Source organism: Sphingobium cloacae, from assembly GCF_002355855.1.
Lineage (GTDB): Bacteria > Pseudomonadota > Alphaproteobacteria > Sphingomonadales > Sphingomonadaceae > Sphingobium > Sphingobium cloacae.
In genome coordinates this window covers 2,120,443-2,136,161 of the sequence record NZ_AP017655.1, presented here as the reverse complement: position 1 = coordinate 2,136,161, position 15,719 = coordinate 2,120,443, and the positions used below count along the sequence as shown (strand labels likewise).

At 64.3% G+C, this 15,719-nt stretch carries 26 protein-coding genes; 22 read left to right on the top strand and 4 right to left on the bottom strand.

What is annotated here, in order from left to right:
• Positions 1-2: 2 nt before the first annotated feature.
• The 21 genes from rplD to SCLO_RS10580 all read left to right on the top strand — a co-directional run bounded on the left by rplD (position 3) and on the right by SCLO_RS10580 (position 10,989).
• Positions 3-626, top strand: coding sequence for a 50S ribosomal protein L4 (gene rplD, locus SCLO_RS10680; protein WP_066520443.1), 624 nt, complete (start codon positions 3-5; stop codon positions 624-626).
• Entirely contained in the window at positions 619-933 is a 315-nt protein-coding gene (locus tag SCLO_RS10675) for a 50S ribosomal protein L23 (protein WP_066520440.1), read from the top strand. Before rplD ends, SCLO_RS10675 begins: the two co-directional genes overlap by 8 nt.
• A gap of 12 nt (positions 934-945) precedes the next feature.
• A complete protein-coding gene (gene rplB / locus SCLO_RS10670) occupies positions 946-1,782 on the top strand; it encodes a 50S ribosomal protein L2 (RefSeq protein ID WP_066520438.1) in 837 nt (278 codons plus the stop codon).
• Positions 1,783-1,787: 5 nt separating this feature from the next.
• Positions 1,788-2,063, top strand: a complete 276-nt coding sequence (rpsS, locus tag SCLO_RS10665) for a 30S ribosomal protein S19 (RefSeq protein WP_021244948.1) — start codon at positions 1,788-1,790, stop codon at positions 2,061-2,063.
• The gene (gene rplV, locus SCLO_RS10660; protein WP_066520436.1) at positions 2,063-2,449 is read left to right on the top strand and encodes a 50S ribosomal protein L22; all 387 of its coding nucleotides are present in this window, start codon (positions 2,063-2,065) and stop codon (positions 2,447-2,449) included. Before rpsS ends, rplV begins: the two co-directional genes overlap by 1 nt.
• 4 nt (positions 2,450-2,453) lie before the next feature.
• On the top strand, positions 2,454-3,149 hold the full coding sequence (gene rpsC, locus SCLO_RS10655; protein WP_066520433.1) for a 30S ribosomal protein S3: 696 nt from the start codon (positions 2,454-2,456) through the stop codon (positions 3,147-3,149).
• A 21-nt stretch (positions 3,150-3,170) separates the two neighbouring features.
• A complete protein-coding gene (gene rplP / locus SCLO_RS10650; protein WP_007686573.1) occupies positions 3,171-3,602 on the top strand; it encodes a 50S ribosomal protein L16 in 432 nt (143 codons plus the stop codon).
• A gap of 3 nt (positions 3,603-3,605) precedes the next feature.
• Entirely contained in the window at positions 3,606-3,809 is a 204-nt protein-coding gene (gene rpmC, locus SCLO_RS10645; protein ID WP_013847759.1) for a 50S ribosomal protein L29, read from the top strand.
• 15 nt (positions 3,810-3,824) lie between these two features.
• Positions 3,825-4,088 carry a 30S ribosomal protein S17 gene (gene rpsQ, locus SCLO_RS10640; protein WP_021244953.1) on the top strand — a complete coding sequence of 88 codons (264 nt, stop codon included), beginning with the start codon at positions 3,825-3,827 and terminating at the stop codon, positions 4,086-4,088.
• 168 nt (positions 4,089-4,256) lie between these two features.
• Positions 4,257-4,625 (top strand): 50S ribosomal protein L14, encoded by a 369-nt coding sequence (gene rplN / locus SCLO_RS10635; protein ID WP_066520431.1) that lies wholly within the window; start codon positions 4,257-4,259, stop codon positions 4,623-4,625.
• A complete protein-coding gene (rplX, locus tag SCLO_RS10630; protein WP_066520425.1) occupies positions 4,625-4,936 on the top strand; it encodes a 50S ribosomal protein L24 in 312 nt (103 codons plus the stop codon). Before rplN ends, rplX begins: the two co-directional genes overlap by 1 nt.
• A complete protein-coding gene (rplE, locus tag SCLO_RS10625) occupies positions 4,936-5,511 on the top strand; it encodes a 50S ribosomal protein L5 (protein WP_066520424.1) in 576 nt (191 codons plus the stop codon). Before rplX ends, rplE begins: the two co-directional genes overlap by 1 nt.
• A 51-nt stretch (positions 5,512-5,562) precedes the next feature.
• Positions 5,563-5,868, top strand: coding sequence for a 30S ribosomal protein S14 (gene rpsN / locus SCLO_RS10620; protein ID WP_007686564.1), 306 nt, complete (start codon positions 5,563-5,565; stop codon positions 5,866-5,868).
• A gap of 12 nt (positions 5,869-5,880) precedes the next feature.
• The gene (gene rpsH, locus SCLO_RS10615; protein WP_062061165.1) at positions 5,881-6,276 is read left to right on the top strand and encodes a 30S ribosomal protein S8; all 396 of its coding nucleotides are present in this window, start codon (positions 5,881-5,883) and stop codon (positions 6,274-6,276) included.
• Positions 6,276-6,809: a 50S ribosomal protein L6 gene (gene rplF, locus SCLO_RS10610; protein WP_066520420.1), complete on the top strand. Its 534-nt coding sequence runs from the start codon at positions 6,276-6,278 to the stop codon at positions 6,807-6,809. The genes rpsH and rplF overlap by 1 nt, the downstream gene beginning before the upstream one ends.
• A 1-nt stretch (position 6,810) precedes the next feature.
• Positions 6,811-7,164 carry a 50S ribosomal protein L18 gene (gene rplR / locus SCLO_RS10605; RefSeq protein WP_066520418.1) on the top strand — a complete coding sequence of 118 codons (354 nt, stop codon included), beginning with the start codon at positions 6,811-6,813 and terminating at the stop codon, positions 7,162-7,164.
• A 2-nt stretch (positions 7,165-7,166) separates the two neighbouring features.
• A complete protein-coding gene (gene rpsE, locus SCLO_RS10600; RefSeq protein WP_083949167.1) occupies positions 7,167-7,883 on the top strand; it encodes a 30S ribosomal protein S5 in 717 nt (238 codons plus the stop codon).
• A gap of 5 nt (positions 7,884-7,888) precedes the next feature.
• On the top strand, positions 7,889-8,080 hold the full coding sequence (gene rpmD / locus SCLO_RS10595) for a 50S ribosomal protein L30 (protein ID WP_066520415.1): 192 nt from the start codon (positions 7,889-7,891) through the stop codon (positions 8,078-8,080).
• A 131-nt stretch (positions 8,081-8,211) separates the two neighbouring features.
• The gene (gene rplO, locus SCLO_RS10590) at positions 8,212-8,736 is read left to right on the top strand and encodes a 50S ribosomal protein L15 (RefSeq protein WP_066520410.1); all 525 of its coding nucleotides are present in this window, start codon (positions 8,212-8,214) and stop codon (positions 8,734-8,736) included.
• A gap of 189 nt (positions 8,737-8,925) precedes the next feature.
• Positions 8,926-10,290 (top strand): preprotein translocase subunit SecY, encoded by a 1,365-nt coding sequence (gene secY, locus SCLO_RS10585; protein ID WP_066520407.1) that lies wholly within the window; start codon positions 8,926-8,928, stop codon positions 10,288-10,290.
• 42 nt (positions 10,291-10,332) lie between these two features.
• Positions 10,333-10,989 (top strand): adenylate kinase, encoded by a 657-nt coding sequence (locus SCLO_RS10580; RefSeq protein ID WP_066520497.1) that lies wholly within the window; start codon positions 10,333-10,335, stop codon positions 10,987-10,989.
• A gap of 211 nt (positions 10,990-11,200) precedes the next feature.
• Here the strand turns inward: SCLO_RS10580 and tnpC are convergent, their stop codons facing one another.
• From tnpC to SCLO_RS10565, 3 genes are all read right to left on the bottom strand, one after another.
• Positions 11,201-12,694 (bottom strand): IS66 family transposase, encoded by a 1,494-nt coding sequence (gene tnpC / locus SCLO_RS10575; protein ID WP_066522435.1) that lies wholly within the window; start codon positions 12,692-12,694, stop codon positions 11,201-11,203.
• Positions 12,695-12,988: 294 nt separating this feature from the next.
• Positions 12,989-13,360 carry an IS66 family insertion sequence element accessory protein TnpB gene (tnpB, locus tag SCLO_RS10570; protein WP_062346440.1) on the bottom strand — a complete coding sequence of 124 codons (372 nt, stop codon included), beginning with the start codon at positions 13,358-13,360 and terminating at the stop codon, positions 12,989-12,991.
• A complete protein-coding gene (locus SCLO_RS10565) occupies positions 13,357-13,776 on the bottom strand; it encodes a transposase (RefSeq protein ID WP_082734689.1) in 420 nt (139 codons plus the stop codon). The genes tnpB and SCLO_RS10565 overlap by 4 nt, the downstream gene beginning before the upstream one ends.
• Positions 13,777-13,914: 138 nt before the next feature.
• Here SCLO_RS10565 and SCLO_RS10560 point away from each other — a divergent pair, with 138 nt between their 5' ends.
• Positions 13,915-14,955: an acyltransferase family protein gene (locus SCLO_RS10560; protein ID WP_066517384.1), complete on the top strand. Its 1,041-nt coding sequence runs from the start codon at positions 13,915-13,917 to the stop codon at positions 14,953-14,955.
• 206 nt (positions 14,956-15,161) lie between these two features.
• Here SCLO_RS10560 and ppa read toward each other — a convergent pair whose 3' ends face one another.
• Positions 15,162-15,701 (bottom strand): inorganic diphosphatase, encoded by a 540-nt coding sequence (ppa, locus tag SCLO_RS10555; RefSeq protein WP_066517383.1) that lies wholly within the window; start codon positions 15,699-15,701, stop codon positions 15,162-15,164.
• Between the last annotated feature and the right edge of the window lie 18 nt (positions 15,702-15,719).

Sequence of the window (15,719 nt, the reverse complement as noted above, 5' to 3'; positions counted from 1 at the left end):
TCATGAAGGTCAAGGTACAGACCCTCGACGCGCAGGCTGCTGGCGATGTGGAGCTGAACGATGCCGTGTTCGGCATCGAGCCCCGCACCGACATCCTGCATCGCGTCGTCACCTGGCAGCTCGAAAAGCGCCGCGCCCCGGCCCGCGCCACCCGCGAGCGTTCGGACGTTGCTCGCACGGGCAAGAAGTTCGGTCGCCAGAAGGGTGGCGGCACGGCCCGTCACGGCGATCGGCGCGCGCCGGTGTTCATCGGCGGCGGTAAGGCGCACGGCGCCCGCGCCCGCACCTTCGGCCACGACCTCAACAAGAAGGTTCGTGCGCTCGGCCTGAAAATGGCCCTGTCGACGAAGGCGAAGAACGGCTCGCTGATCGTTCTCGACAATCTCGATGTGGCGGAAGGCAAGACCAAGGCTCTGGTCGCCCACCTCGCCAAGCTGAACCTCAGCAAGGCCCTGTTCATCGACGGCGACGCGGTGAACGTCAGCTTCGCGAAGGCTTCGGCGAACATCATCGGCGTGGATCTGCTGCCGGCCGTCGGCGCCAATGTCTACGACATCCTGAAAGCCGACTCGCTGGTGCTGACGCGCGCCGCGGTCGAAAAGCTGGAGGCGCGTTTCAATGGCTAAGAAGCAGGCCGCAACCGTCGACAACCGTCATTATGACGTGGTTGTCGCCCCGGTCATCACCGAGAAGTCGACCCTTCTCTCCGAAAACAACGCGGTGGTCTTCAAGGTCGCCAACGATGCGTCCAAGCCGGAGATCAAGGCTGCCGTCGAGGCCCTGTTCGGCGTGACCGTGAAGGCGGTCAACACGCTGGTGCAGAAGGGCAAGGTCAAGCGCTGGAAGGGCAAGCCCTACAAGCGCACGGACGTGAAGAAGGCGATCGTGACGCTGGCCGAAGGTCAGTCCATCGACGTCACCACCGGTATTTGAGGCGCGAGATAAATGGCACTCAAGCATTATAACCCGACGAGCCCGGCCCAGCGTGGCCTGATCCTCGTCGACCGCAGTGGTCTGCACAAGGGCAAGCCCGTCAAGGCGCTGACCGAAGGCAAGCGCAAGACCGGCGGCCGCAACAACAAGGGCCATGTGACCTCGCGCGGCATCGCGGGCGGTCACAAGCAGCGTTACCGCATCATCGACTTCAAGCGTCGCCTGTGGGACGTGGAAGGCACGGTCGAGCGTCTGGAATATGACCCCAACCGCACGGCCTTCATCGCACTGGTCAACTATCCCGACGGCACCCAGGCCTATATCCTGGCGCCGCAGCGTCTGGCTGCCGGCGACAAGGTTGTCGCGGGCAAGAAGACCGACGTGAAGCCGGGCAACGCGATGGAGCTTGGCCAGATGCCGGTCGGCACCATCATCCACAATATCGAGATGAAGCCGGGCAAGGGCGGTCAGCTCTGCCGTTCGGCGGGGACCTATGCCCAACTCGTCGGCCGTGATCGCGGCATGGTGATGGTTCGCCTGTCCTCGGGCGAGCAGCGCTATATCCGTTCGGACTGCATGGGCACCGTCGGTGCCGTGTCGAACCCGGACAATGCCAACACCAACCTCGCCAAGGCCGGCCGCAACCGCTGGCTGGGCAAGCGTCCGCTGACGCGCGGTGTGGCGAAGAACCCGGTCGACCACCCGCATGGCGGTGGTGAAGGCCGGACCTCGGGCGGTCGTCATCCGGTGACCCCGTGGGGCAAGCCGACCAAGGGTGCGCGCACCCGCCACAACAAGGCGACGGACAAGTTCATCATCCGTAGCCGCCACGCGAAGAAGAAGAGGTAAGCGAGATGGCTCGTTCCGTCTGGAAAGGTCCGTTCGTGGACCTCAGCCTTCTGAAGAAGGCGGAAGCCGCGCAGGACGCGGGTGGCCGCGCGCCGATCAAGACCTGGTCGCGCCGTTCCACCATCCTGCCGCAGTTCGTCGGCCTGACGTTCAACGTCTATAACGGCCGCAAGCATGTTCCGGTGTCCGTCAACGAGGACATGGTGGGTCACAAGCTGGGCGAATTCGCCCCGACCCGCTATTTCCCCGGCCACGCCGCCGACAAGAAGGGCAAGCGCTGATGAGCAAGGAAAAGGCTCCCCGTCGCGTCGCCGACAATGAGGCGCTGGCCGTCGGCACGCAGATTCGCGGTTCGGCCCAGAAGCTGAACCTCGTCGCGGCGCTGATCCGTGGCCGCAAGGTCGAGGATGCGCTCAACGTACTGACCTTCTCGAAGAAGGCGATGGCCGTCGACGTGCGCAAGGTGCTGGCTTCGGCCATCGCCAATGCGGAAAACAATCACAATCTGGACGTCGACTCGCTGGTCGTCGCGGAAGCATCGGTGGGCAAGAGCTTCACCATGAAGCGCTTCCACGCTCGCGGCCGCGGCAAGTCGACCCGGATCCTGAAGCCCTTCAGCCGCGTGCGCATCGTCGTTCGCGAAGCAGCTGAAGAAGCGGAGGCGTAAGACTATGGGTCACAAGAGCAATCCGATCGGTCTGCGCCTGCAGATCAACCGCACCTGGGACAGCCGCTGGTTCGCGGAAGGCGCCGACTATGGCCGCCTGCTGCTGGAGGATCTGAAGATCCGCCAGTACATCATGAAGAACCTGCCGCAGGCCGCGATCTCCAAGGTCGTGATCGAGCGTCCCGCCAAGCTGTGCCGCGTGTCGATCTACGCCGCCCGTCCCGGTGTCATCATCGGCAAGAAGGGCGCGGACATCGAGAAGCTGCGCAAGAAGCTGGGTCAGTTCACCTCTTCGGACGTGTCGCTGAACATCGTCGAAATCCGCAAGCCGGAAATCGATTCCAAGCTCGTCGCACAGGGCATCGCCGATCAGCTGGAGCGCCGCGTGGCGTTCCGCCGCGCGATGAAGCGCGCGGTGCAGTCGGCTCTCCGTCTGGGCGCCGAAGGCATCAAGATCACCTGCGGCGGCCGTCTGGGCGGCGCGGAGATCGCCCGCGTGGAATGGTATCGCGAAGGCCGCGTTCCGCTGCACACGCTGCGCGCGAACGTCGATTATGCCGAAGCCGAAGCCCACACCGCTTATGGCGTGTGCGGCATCAAGGTCTGGATCTTCAAGGGCGAAATCCTTGGTCACGATCCGATGGCCACCGACCGGCTGATGCTGGAGGCTCAGACCTCCGGCGTGCGCCCGGCGCGCTGAGAATAAGGTAGGTATAGCGTCATGCTGCAACCGAAGAAGATGAAGTTCCGCAAGACCTTCAAGGGTCGGATCAAGGGCGACGCCAAGGGCGGTTCGGCTTTGAATTTCGGCGCCTACGGTCTGAAGGCCCTGGAACCCGAGCGCGTCACCGCACGCCAGATCGAAGCGGCCCGCCGCGCGATCCAGCGCCACCTGCGCCGTCAGGGCCGTCTGTGGATCCGCGTGTTCCCCGACGTGCCTGTGTCGAAGAAGCCCGCCGAAGTCCGTCAGGGCAAGGGCAAGGGTTCGGTCGAATATTGGGCCGCCCGCGTCAAGCCGGGCCGTATCCTGTTCGAACTGGACGGCGTTCCCGGCCCGCTCGCGGCAGAGGCCTTCTCGCGCGCCGCGATGAAGCTGCCCATCAAGACCAAGGTCGTTGCCCGCCTCGGCGACACCTCGCACCTGGAGGGTTAAGCCGTGGCGAACGTTGCCGACCTCAAAACCAAGACGGACGACGAACTGTCGACCGAGCTCAACAACCTGAAGCGCGAGCAGTTCAACCTGCGCTTCCAGGCGGCCACCAACCAGCTGGAAAAGCCCAGCCGGGTGCGGGAAGTCCGCCGGTCGATCGCGCAGATCAAGACCCTTCAGTCCGAGCGCTCGCGCTCGGCTGCGAAGTAAGAAGGAAATCACACGATGCCCAAGCGCGTGCTGACGGGAACGGTGGTTTCCGACAAGACCGACAAGACGGTGGTGGTTCGCGTGGAGCGCAAGGTGAAACATGCGCTCTACGGCAAGATCATCCGCCGTTCGAAGAAGTATCACGCCCATGACGAGGGCAATGTCTACAAGGAAGGCGAGACGGTCCGTATCGAAGAGACCGCCCCGATTTCCAAGCTCAAGACCTGGAAGGTCATCGAGCGCGTGGACACGCACAAGTCGCCCGAACAGGCGGCCTGAGGCTGGTCACTGGCCCTTTGGGTCGAAAAACGTAACGCGGGGCTGGCCTTTTCCCTGAGAAAAGGCTACAGGCCCGCGCTTCGTGCTTTCGAATCTTCCGGGTCGAGGCAGGAAATTCGGAACCGCCGGGGATTGTCCCGGTAGGCCAAATAAGAAGGAACCGGATCCATGATCCAGATGCAATCCAATCTTGACGTCGCGGACAACAGCGGCGCCAAGCGCGTCCAGTGCATCAAGGTGCTGGGCGGGTCGAAGCGGCGCTTCGCGGGCGTGGGCGACATCATCGTCGTCTCCGTCAAGGAAGCCCAGCCGCGCGGCAAGGTGAAGAAGGGCGACGTGCACCGCGCCGTCATCGTCCGCACCGCCAAGGACGTGCGTCGCGCTGACGGCAGCGTGATTCGCTTCGACGGCAATGCCGCTGTGCTCATCAACAAGAACGAGGAGCCGATCGGCACCCGTATCTTCGGCCCGGTCGTTCGCGAACTGCGCGCCAAGAAGCACATGAAGATCATCTCGCTTGCCCCTGAGGTGCTGTAATGAGCGCTGCCAAGATCAAGAAGGGCGACAAGGTCGTCGTCCTGGCTGGTAAGGACAAGGGCCGCACCGGCGCCGTGCTCCAGGTGCTTCCGAAGGACGACAAGGTCCTCGTCGAAGGCATCAACGTGCACGCCCGTCACCGCAAGCCCGATCAGTCGAACCCGCAGGGCGGCATCGAGCGCAAGCCCGCGCCGCTCCACATTTCGAACGTGGCGGTCGCCGACAAGGACGGCAAGCCGACCCGCGTCCGCTTCGAGGAACGCGACGGCAAGAAGGTTCGCGTCGCCGTCAAGTCCGGTGAGGTGCTGTAATGGCCGACAAATATATTCCGCGCTCGAAGGCGCTTTATGACGCCGAGATCGCCAAGGCTCTGACCGCCAAGTTCGGTTACAAGAACGTCATGGAAGTGCCCCGGATCGAGAAGATCACGCTCAACATGGGCGTGGGCGAAGCGACCCAGGACAAGAAGAAGGTCACTTCCGCCGCCGAGGAAATGGAGCTGATCGCGGGTCAGAAACCCGTCATCACCAAGGCGAAGAAGTCGATCGCGCAGTTCAAGCTGCGTGAAGGGATGCCGATCGGCGCCAAGGTCACGCTGCGCCGCGAGCGCATGTATGAATTCCTGGACCGGCTGATCAACATCGCCCTGCCCCGCGTGCGCGATTTCCGTGGTCTCAATCCGAAGAGCTTCGACGGCCGTGGCAACTATGCCTTCGGCATCAAGGAGCAGATCATCTTCCCGGAGATCAACTATGACCGCATCGACAAGGTGCGCGGCATGGACATCATCGTGACCACCACGGCGAAGACGGACGAGGAAGCGCGCGAACTGCTGCGTCTCTTCGGCTTCCCCTTCCCGCAGGAAGAAGAGAAGCAGGCGGCCTGAACAGGTCCCGCTTCTCTCCCAACGCATAAGCAAAGGAAGAGAACTTAAGTCATGGCGAAACTGAGTTCGATCAACAAGAACGAGCGCCGCAAGAAGCTGGTGAAGAAATATGCCGGCCGCTATGCGAAGCTCAAGGCGATCGCGAATGATACGACCGCTGATGACAGCGATCGGCTGATCGCGCGTCTGAAGATGGCGGAGATTCCCCGCAACGGCAACCCGACCCGCGTGCGTAACCGCTGCGAACTGACGGGCCGCCCCCGGGCTTATTACCGCAAATTCCGTCTCTGCCGCGTGCAGCTGCGTGATCTGGCCAACAAGGGCCTGATCCCCGGCGTCACCAAGTCGAGCTGGTAAGGATCATTTGAGATGGCATTGACCGATCCCCTGGGTGATATGCTCACCCGCATCCGCAACGGGCAGCAGGCGAAGAAGGACAGCGTGGTTTCCCCCGCGTCCAAGCTTCGCGCCCGCGTGCTCGACGTGCTCCAGCGCGAAGGCTATATCCGTGGCTATTCCGAGGAAGCGCTCGGCAAACATCCCGGCCTGCGCATTGAGCTCAAATATTTCGAGGGCCAGCCGGCGATCAAGCATGTCGCCCGCGTGTCCAAGCCCGGCCGCCGCGTCTATTCGGGTTCCAAGGAACTGCCGATCGTGCGCAATGGCCTGGGCATCACCATTGTCTCGACGCCTCGCGGCGTTCTGTCCGACGCCGAAGCGCGCGAGCAGAATGTCGGCGGCGAAGTGCTGGCGGAGGTGTTCTGATGAGCCGCACGGGCAAAAGGCCGGTCAACGTGCCGGCGGGCGTGACAGCGTCCATCGCTGACGGGCAGCTTTCGGTGAAGGGTCCCAAGGGCACCCTCGCCATTCCGCTGGCCGACGAAGTGACCTACAGCGTCGAGGAAGGCGCGATCGCGGTGAAGCCTGCCAATGACAGCAAGCGCGCCCGCGCTTTCTGGGGCATGCAGCGCACGCTGGTCCAGAACCTCGTCACCGGGGTGACCGAAGGCTTTTCGAAGAAGCTGCTGATCACCGGCGTCGGCTATCGCGCGAACGCGCAGGGCAAGACCCTGAAGCTGCAGCTCGGCTATTCGCATGACGTCGATTTCCCGGTGCCCGAAGGCATCGAGATCAAGACCCCGGATAACACCACGGTCGAGATCAGCGGTATCGACAAGCAGCAGGTCGGCCAGGTGGCTGCCGAGATCCGTCGCTGGCGTAAGCCCGAACCCTATAAGGGCAAGGGTATCAAGTACGACGGCGAGTTCATCTTCCGCAAGGAAGGGAAGAAGAAGTAAGATGGCAAAGCTTTCCCTCTTCGAGCGGCGTCGCCGCCGCGTTCGCACCGCCCTCAAGGCGGTATCGGGTGCCAAGCCCCGCCTCAGCGTCCATCGTTCGGGCCGCCACATCTACGCGCAGGTCATCGACGATGCGCAGGGCCGCACGGTCGCTGCCGCGTCGACCCTGGAAAAGGATGTGCGTGGCAAGACCGGCGCCAATGCCGAAGCCGCCGCCGAAGTCGGCAAGCGCGTCGCGGCTGCCGCGACCGCTGCCGGCGTCACCAAGGTCGTGTTCGATCGCGGTGGCTTCCTGTTCCATGGCCGCGTCAAGGCGCTGGCCGATGCCGCCCGTGAAGGCGGGCTGGAGTTCTGATCATGGCTGACGAAAACGAAATCCAGGCCCAGCCGGGCGCACCCGCCGCCGTCGAAGGCGGCGAGCAGACCGAAGGTCGCGGTCCCGGCCGTGGCCGCGGCCGTGGCGGCGACCGCAACCGTGGCGAGCGCGGCGGCCGTGGCCGTCGCGACGATCGGCGCGGCAACCGCGACGAGGAACAGGGCGAAGAGCTGATCGAGAAGCTGGTTCACATCAACCGCGTCTCGAAGACGGTGAAGGGCGGCAAGCGCTTCGGCTTCGCGGCGCTGGTCGTCGTGGGCGACGGCAAGGGTCGCGCCGGCTTCGGCCATGGCAAGGCGCGCGAAGTGCCCGAAGCCATCAGCAAGGCGACCGCTTCGGCCAAGAAGGCGATGGTCCGCATTCCGCTGAAGGAAGGCCGCACGCTGCACCATGATGGCCTCGGCCATTTCGGCGCGGGCAAGGTGACGGTCCGTTCGGCGCCTGCCGGTACGGGTATCATCGCGGGCGGTCCTATGCGCGCGGTGTTCGAGAGCCTGGGCGTCGCGGACGTCGTGACCAAGTCCAACGGCACGTCCAACCCCTATAACATGATCCGTGCGACCTTCGAGGCGCTGGGCGAGCAGACCAGCCCCAAGTCGGTGGCGCAGCGCCGTGGCAAGAAGGTCGCCGATCTTCTGCGTCGCGGTGGGGCCTCGGTCGAAGTCGCGCAGGCCGACGCCGAAGCGATTGTGGAGTAATCGACATGGCCCAAGGAAAGAAGACCATCAAGATCAAGCAGATCGGCTCGCCGATCCGTCGCCCCGAAAGTCAGAAGAAGATTCTGATCGGCCTGGGCCTTGGCAAGATGCACCGTGTAGTGGAACTGGAGGACACGGCGGAAGTCCGCGGTGCGATCAAGAAGCTGCCGCACATGGTGGAAGTGGTCGAAGGCTAAGCCTTCCCACTCGAGGATTAAGGCGGGAGAGGGGGAAACCCCTCTTTCGCTTTTTCGGCGGCTGCGCTATCGGCGCGGCCTCATCGCTCTCTTTGAGGGCAGCGCGAACATAGCGAAAGCGAGTGCACGAAATGACGAAGCTCAACGAACTCAACGATAATGCCGGTGCCCGCAAGGGCCGGATGCGCGTCGGCCGTGGCATCGGTTCCGGCAAGGGCAAGACCGCCGGTCGCGGCCAGAAGGGCGCCAAGGCGCGTTCGGGCGTCAGCATCAATGGCTTCGAGGGCGGCCAGATGCCGCTCCACATGCGTCTGCCGAAGCGCGGCTTCAACAACATCTTCGCCAAGGATTACGCCATCGTGAACCTGGGCGCGGTGCAGAAGGCGATCGACAGCGGCAAGCTGGACGCCAAGGCCGTTATTGACCATGCGGCGCTCAAGGCTGCCGCCCTCGCTCGCGGCGGCAAGGACGGCGTTCGCCTGCTGGGCAAGGGCGAACTCACCGCGAAGGTCAGCTTCACCGTCGCGGGCGCGTCGAAGGGCGCGATCGAGGCCGTCGAGAAGGCCGGCGGCAAGGTCGAGGTGATCGAGATCGTGTCCGCCGCCGAAAAGGCGAAGGCCAAGAAGGGCACCGCCAAGGCCGCCCGGAAGGCGTAAGGCGAAGCCAAGACTTGCAAGCACGGCCCCGCTGCCCGATATGGGTCGGCGGGGCTATGCGTATCGGGGGAAGGTCATTCGTCGCGGATGGGCAACTCCCCGTTCGACAGGGCGCTTGCCTCCCGCTAAGGGGTTAGCGATTCCGGCCCGGCTCCGTTTCGGGCAAGAGTGATTTGAAGGGCAGCCAAGATGGCATCGAGAGCCGACCAGCTCGCATCCAATCTCAGCCTGGCGAAGTTCAGCCAGGCGACCGACCTCAAGAAGCGCCTGTGGTTCACGCTCGGCGCGCTGATCGTCTTCCGGTTCCTCAGCTTCGTGCCGCTGCCGGGCATCGACCCGACCGCGCTGTCGCAGCTTTACAGCCAGACCAGCGGCGGCATCCTCGACATCTTCAACACCTTCTCGGGCGGTTCGCTTTCGCGCATGAGCCTCATCGCGCTGGGCGTCATGCCCTATATCACCGCGTCCATCGTGGTGCAGCTGGCCGCGTCCCTTTCGCCCAAGCTCGCGGCGATCAAGAAGGAAGGCGAAAGCGGGCGCAAGAAGCTCAACCAATATACCCGTTACGGCACGGTGGGCCTGACCGCCGTGCAGGGCTATTTCATCGCTGTGGGGCTTGAAAGCTTCGGTGCGCAGTCCGGGGTACAGGCGGTGGTCGATCCGGGGATGCTGTTCCGCGTCGCGGCGGTCGTTTCGCTGATCGGCGGCACCATGTTCCTGATGTGGCTGGGCGAACAGATCACATCGCGCGGCATCGGCAACGGCGTGTCGCTCATCATCATGGCGGGTATCGTCGCCCAGCTTCCGGTGACGCTCGGCAACCTGTTCAAATCGGGCCGCGAAGGCTCGATCTCCGGCTTGCTCATCATGCTCATCATCGTGCTGGCGCTGGGCCTCGTCCTGCTCATCTGCTATATGGAGCGCGCCCAGCGCCGGGTGCTGATCCAGTATCCCAAGCGCCAGACGCGTCAGGGCATCATGCAAGCGGACCGCAGCCATCTGCCGCTCAAGGTCAATACGGCGGGCGTCATCCCGCCGATCTTCGCCTCCTCGCTGCTGCTGCTGCCGCTCACCATCTCGCAATTCGCGGGACAGACCGTGGCGGGCGAAAGCAGGCTCGGCGATTTCGTGCTGACGCTGAACCAGTATCTGTCGCACGGCAGCCCGGTCTATATGGCGCTCTATGGCCTCGGCATCGTCTTCTTCTGCTTCTTCTACACCGCCGTGGTGTTCAATCCGGAAGAGACCGCCGACAACCTCAAGCGCAATGGCGGGTTCATCCCCGGCATCCGTCCGGGCAAGAACACCGAAAATTATCTCGATTATGTGTTGACGCGGATCACGGTGATCGGCGCGGCTTATCTGGCCTTCATCTGCCTGGTGCCGGAATTCGCGATCGCGCGGGCGGGCATCCCCTTCTATCTGGGGGGCACGAGCCTGCTGATCGTCGTCAATGTGACGGTCGACACGGTGACCCAGATCCAGAGCCATTTGCTCGCCCACCAATATGGCGACCTCATCAAGAAGGCCAAGCTCAAGGGCCGCATGCGCTGAGGAGCGCGGGCATAAGCGCAAGACAAGGGGAGAATGCGCGCAATGAATATCATTCTGCTCGGCCCTCCGGGCGCCGGTAAAGGTACGCAGGCCAGCCGTCTGGTCGAAGATCGCGGCATGGTGCAGCTTTCCACCGGCGACATGCTGCGCGCGGCGGTCAAGGCGGGCACGCCCATCGGCCTCAAGGCCAAGGCTGTGATGGAAGCGGGCGAACTGGTGTCGGACGAGATCGTGTCGGGCATCATCGGCGAGGCGCTGGATGCGCTGGCGCCGGAAACCGGCGTCATCTTCGACGGCTATCCCCGCACGGAGGCGCAGGCTCATTCGCTCGACACGATCCTGGCGGACCGCAACCGCACGCTTGACCATGTGATCGAACTGGATGTGGACGAGGACGCGCTGGTGGAACGCATCACCGGCCGCTTCACTTGCGCGACCTGCGGTGCAGGCTATCATGACCTGTTCAAGACGCCGAAGGTCGAGGGCGAGTGCGACAAGTGCCATGGCCATGAATTCAAGCGCCGCCCGGACGACAATGAGGAAACCGTCCGCACCCGCATGGCCGAATATCGCGCCAAGACCGCGCCGATCCTCCCCATCTACGAAGCGCGCGGCATCGTCAGCCGCGTGGACGGCATGGCGGACATGGCGGACGTGACGGCCGCCATCGCAGCCATCCTGGACGGCAAGGCCGCCTGACGGTCATGGCCCTGGTCGAAGGCGCCGGGCGGCGACGGTCTTAAGCTGCCGGCGCGGTGCTGGCGCAGTCGCTCGCGGCCTTCGGTCAGATGGCGGAAGGGCCGGGGCGTCGCCCGTTGAAATCCCGAAACGGAAAAGAAGGTTAAGCGCGCGCCGTTAACCGTATCCGTCATCCCAGACCCACGTGGCGGAAACGTGCCGGTCAAGCGTCTTAAGAGGGGGCGTTGCGCCCGGCGATCTTGGGGAAGTGCCAGGGCATGAGGGAATCGAGGTCCTTGTTGCTATGACCGTTGGCAAGCTTGGTGAGGGTGGCGGTGAGCCAGGCGAGCGGATCGACGTCCGAGAGTTTGCACGTTTCGAGAAGGCTGGCGAGCACCGCCCAATTGTCTGCCCCGGCATCGCTGCCGGCGAACAACGAGTTGCGGCGCGACAGGGCAATCGGGCGGATGCTTCTTTCGACCGTGTTGGTATCGAGCTCGACGCGGCCGTCGAGCAGGCAATAGGTGAGCTGCTGCCAGTGGTTGAGCATATAGTTGATCGCTTCGGCCATCTTGCCCTTGGCGCTGAACCGGCCGAGGTTCTTCGAGAGATAGTCGCGCAGGTTATCGAACAGCGGCTTCAGTATCAGCTGCCGCCCTTCGAACCGCGCCTCGGGCGAGGTGTCCCTGAGCGTCGCCTCGATCTTGTAGATCGCCGAGAAGCGACGGAGCACCTCGTCGGCAACGGGCTCCTTTTCGCGGAAATCGTAGAACTTGCGCCGCGCGTGAAGCAGGCAGAATGCGAGGGTGACGCCATTGCGGCGCTTGATCTCATTGTAGCCGGCATAGCCGTCCACCTGGAGCACCCCGGCGAAGTCGCCGAGATGGTCGATCGGATGCATGCCGCCGCGGCCGGCGGCGTACATGTAGACGACGGCGGGCGGCGCGAGTCCGCCCCATGGCCGATCGTCGCGGGCATAGGCCCACAGCTGGCCGCTCTTGGTCTTGCCGGTCCCGGGCGCCAGCACGGGCATGCGCGTCTCGTCGGCGAACAGCTTCACCGAACTTCGCAGCTCGGCGAGCAGATGCTGCCTGAGCGGAGTCAGCCACCATCCGACGCGCCCGACCCAGTCGGCGAGCGTTGCCCGGTCGAGATCGATCCCCTGGCGGGCGTAGATCTGGGCTTGCCGGTAAAGCGGAAGGTGATCGGCGTAGCGCGCGACGATGACCTGGGCGACGAGCGCGTCGGTGGGCAGGCCCTGATCGACGATGAAGCTTGGCGCCGGCGCCTGGGTGACGCCGCCCTCGTCGCAGCCGCGGCAGCCATAGCGCGGACGGCGGGTGACCAGCACGCGGAAGATGGTGGGCACGACGTCGAGGCGCTCGGTGACGTCCTCGCCGATGACATGAAGATCGTTGCCGCAGCAGGCACACTGCTTGTCTTCGATGTCGACGACCTGCTCGATACGCTCGAGATGGGCGGGCAGCGCTCCACGGTTGTTGCGGCGGCGGCGCTTTGTCTCGCCGGTCGCGTCAGCCTGGTCGATCAGCGCTTCGAGCCCGGCCTCGGCGCGCGACAAGGCAGCTTCGAGCTCTTCGAGCACGAGCTGGTACTGGTCGGGATCGAGCCGCTCGGCGCTCTGGCCGAAACGGTGGCGCTTGAACTGGTCGAGAATGTCGTTGAGGCGCTTGACCTCATCGCGGGCGGCCGCGAGCGCGTCCTCCATCTCGGCGGCCTTCGCCTCGGCGATGACGGCGGCGTGTTCGGCCGCTTTCGCGGTGGCGAGCGCGATGATCTCGCGCGCCTCAGCTTGGGCCGCAGCGCGGGCGAGCGCCTCGTTCTCGGCGTTGATGCGAACGATCTGCTGGTCGCGTTCGGCCGCCTCGGCGGTCAGCTTCGCGATGGTCGCGAGCAGCGCAACTGGGTCTTTGCAGGAGGCCGTCAGCGGGTCCATGGCAGGCATCGAATCACATGCGTAACGACGCGTCCAGCGCAGTTGACTCGGCCTGTCGCGACTATCTCACGCATCAGCGAAACCCTCGATTTTAGGCGGATTTACGCGCCTTGGCGCGCGGTGCCGACGCCAGTCCATGCCCGAGGTGAGTGCTGCCATCTGCGCCGCCGTGATCGAAAAACTGCCATCGACCGCCGGCGGCCAGGCGAATCCTTCGGCGGCCTCGGCGCGCTTGGTCATCAGCCAGATGCCGGTGCCGTCGAACCACAGAATCTTCAGCCTGTCCTTCCTCTTGGAACGAAAAATATAGGCGACTCCGCGCCACGGATCCTGGCTCAACTCGTGCTGGACCTTGGCCACCAGCGTGTCGATGCCGCAGCGGAAATCGATCGGCTTGGTGTAGATCAGCACCTTGGCGTCGCTGCCCGGCCCGATCATCGCGCCCTCAGCAGCGCTGCGATTACCGAGGCGACCAGCGTCGAACTTGCGCCGTGGGCGACCATCACTGGCACGCCGCGCACTTCCATTGCGACCTGCACCACCGCGTCCGGCAGCAGCCGCGCGTTCGCGGCCTCCGGTTCGAGCAGCACCGCCGGCACCGATGTCGGCTCGATGACCGCCGGCAGGAACATCGCCCTGTCCTCGCGCGCCGCGTCCTCCGCCATCTCGCGCAACTCGCGGCGCCAGGCATATATCTGGGCCGGAAGGACATCGAAACACGCGGCCACCTCCGCCATGCTGCACGCCGGATCGAGCGACAGCTCCACCACCGCGCGCTTCTCTTCCAGCGTCCAGCGCCGTCGGCGCCCGTTCTCCACGCCGCCACTGCCGTCGATCTCTTGCTCCACAGTCACCCCGCCGAATCAAATTACGCGATATGCACGCGGGACACTCAAAGCTCATGGCCATCTACGCCACGTGGGTCTGGGATGACGGATACCGTTAACCTCGATATTAACGGATTCGTTGCTGTTTCGTTGCTATGGGCAGGCATGGCCCCGCCTTCTTCCCCGCGCACCCGACTTTCGGAACTGGACGCCCTGCGCGGGATCGGCGCGCTGTGCGTGCTCATCTTCCATTATTCCACGCGTTTCCACGAACTGTTTCCGCAGGCGAAGCATGTGCCGTTCAGCTTTCCGGGCGGCAATTACCGGGTGCTGCTGTTCTTCTGCATTTCGGGCTTCGCGATCTTCTTCACGCTGGATCGCATCCGCACCGTGCCCGACTTCGTGGTCAACCGGTTCGCGCGCCTCTATCCCGCCTATCTGGTCGCCATGCTGCTGACCCTGTCGATCGAATATCTGGCGCAGGCGACGCAGCTGCTGATCGGCCCGGTCGCGATCCTGGCCAACTTCACCATGCTCCAGAGCTTCGTGTTCCTGCCCGAAGTGGACGGCGCCTATTGGACGCTGGCGGTGGAGATCGCCTTTTATTTCTGCATGATCTCGATCTGGAAATGGTTCGGTCTCCGGCGGCTGGAGCCGGTGCTGGCGGCATGGCTGGCGCTGCGCTGGCTGTTCCATGTCTGGCCCGACATGCCCGAACGCGTGGTGATGCTGTTCGTGCTGCGCTACACGCCCTTCTTCGTGATCGGCATGCTCGCCTATCGCATCTGGGCGGGGCAGCGGACATGGCGGCAGCAGGCGCCCTATGCCGCGCTCGCGCTGCTGTCGGTGGCGATGATGGAGACGTGGGACGTGACCGTGGTGGCGGTCGTCCTCCTCCTGGCCTTTGCCGCGATGATCGCCGGGCGGCTGCGCTTCTTGGCGGTGCGCCCGCTCGTCTGGATGGGCGGGATCAGCTATTCCTTCTACCTCATCCACCAGCATGTCGGTTTCGTCGTGATGCTGCGCATGGCGGAGGCGGGGTATAGCCCGTGGATCGGATTCGCCACGGCCTTCCTCGTGGCGCTTTTGCTGGGAACGGCGATCAACCGGCTGGTGGAGCGGCCCGCCGGGGAAGCGATCCTGGGCTGGTGGCGCCGCCGCAGCGCCAGCGCCCCGATGCCCGACGTTGCCGCCGGGCGGGCATGACATAGTCTTGCAGGCCCTCCTCCAACGGTGGTCAAGGAACACAAGCTCCTCCCCCTCAGGGGGACAGGTTGGGGTGGGGCTTGCCGTTACAGGCCAGCCTTTCCTTGGGGCACAGCCCGAAATGTCTGACAATGGCCGAAAGCCGCCGCGCATGAAAAAGGGCCGCACGAGCATGTCCCGGGCGGCCCTTATCCGAACGGGAAGGATCAGCCTTCCTTGCTGTCCTTGTAGCGCTGGATCGCTTCCAGGGTGATCTTGCGGGCGTCCTCGGCGCCGCCCCAGGTGCCGACGCGCACCCACTTCTTCTTCTCCAGATCCTTGTAGTGGGTGAAGAAATGCTCGATCTGCTCCATGACGATGCCGGGCAGGTCGTCCTTTTCCTCGACGTTCGAATAATAGGGGAAGACCGAATCATGCGGCACGCAGACCAGCTTTTCGTCGCCGCCCGCTTCGTCCTCCAGATTGAGCACCGCGATCGGGCGCGCCGCGACCACCGCGCCCGGAATGAAGGGAGAGCGGGCGATGACCAGCGCGTCCAGCGGATCGCCATCGGGCGAAAGCGTGTGCGGCACGAAGCCGTAATTGGCCGGATAGCGCATCGGCGTGTGCAGGATGCGGTCCACGAACAGCGCCCCCGATGCCTTGTCGAACTCATATTTCACCGGCTCGCCGCCGACGGGAACCTCGATGATGACGTTCAGGCTGTTGGGCGGATCGTCGCCCACAGGGATCAGTTCGATATTCATGGCTTGGCCTTTTGATGC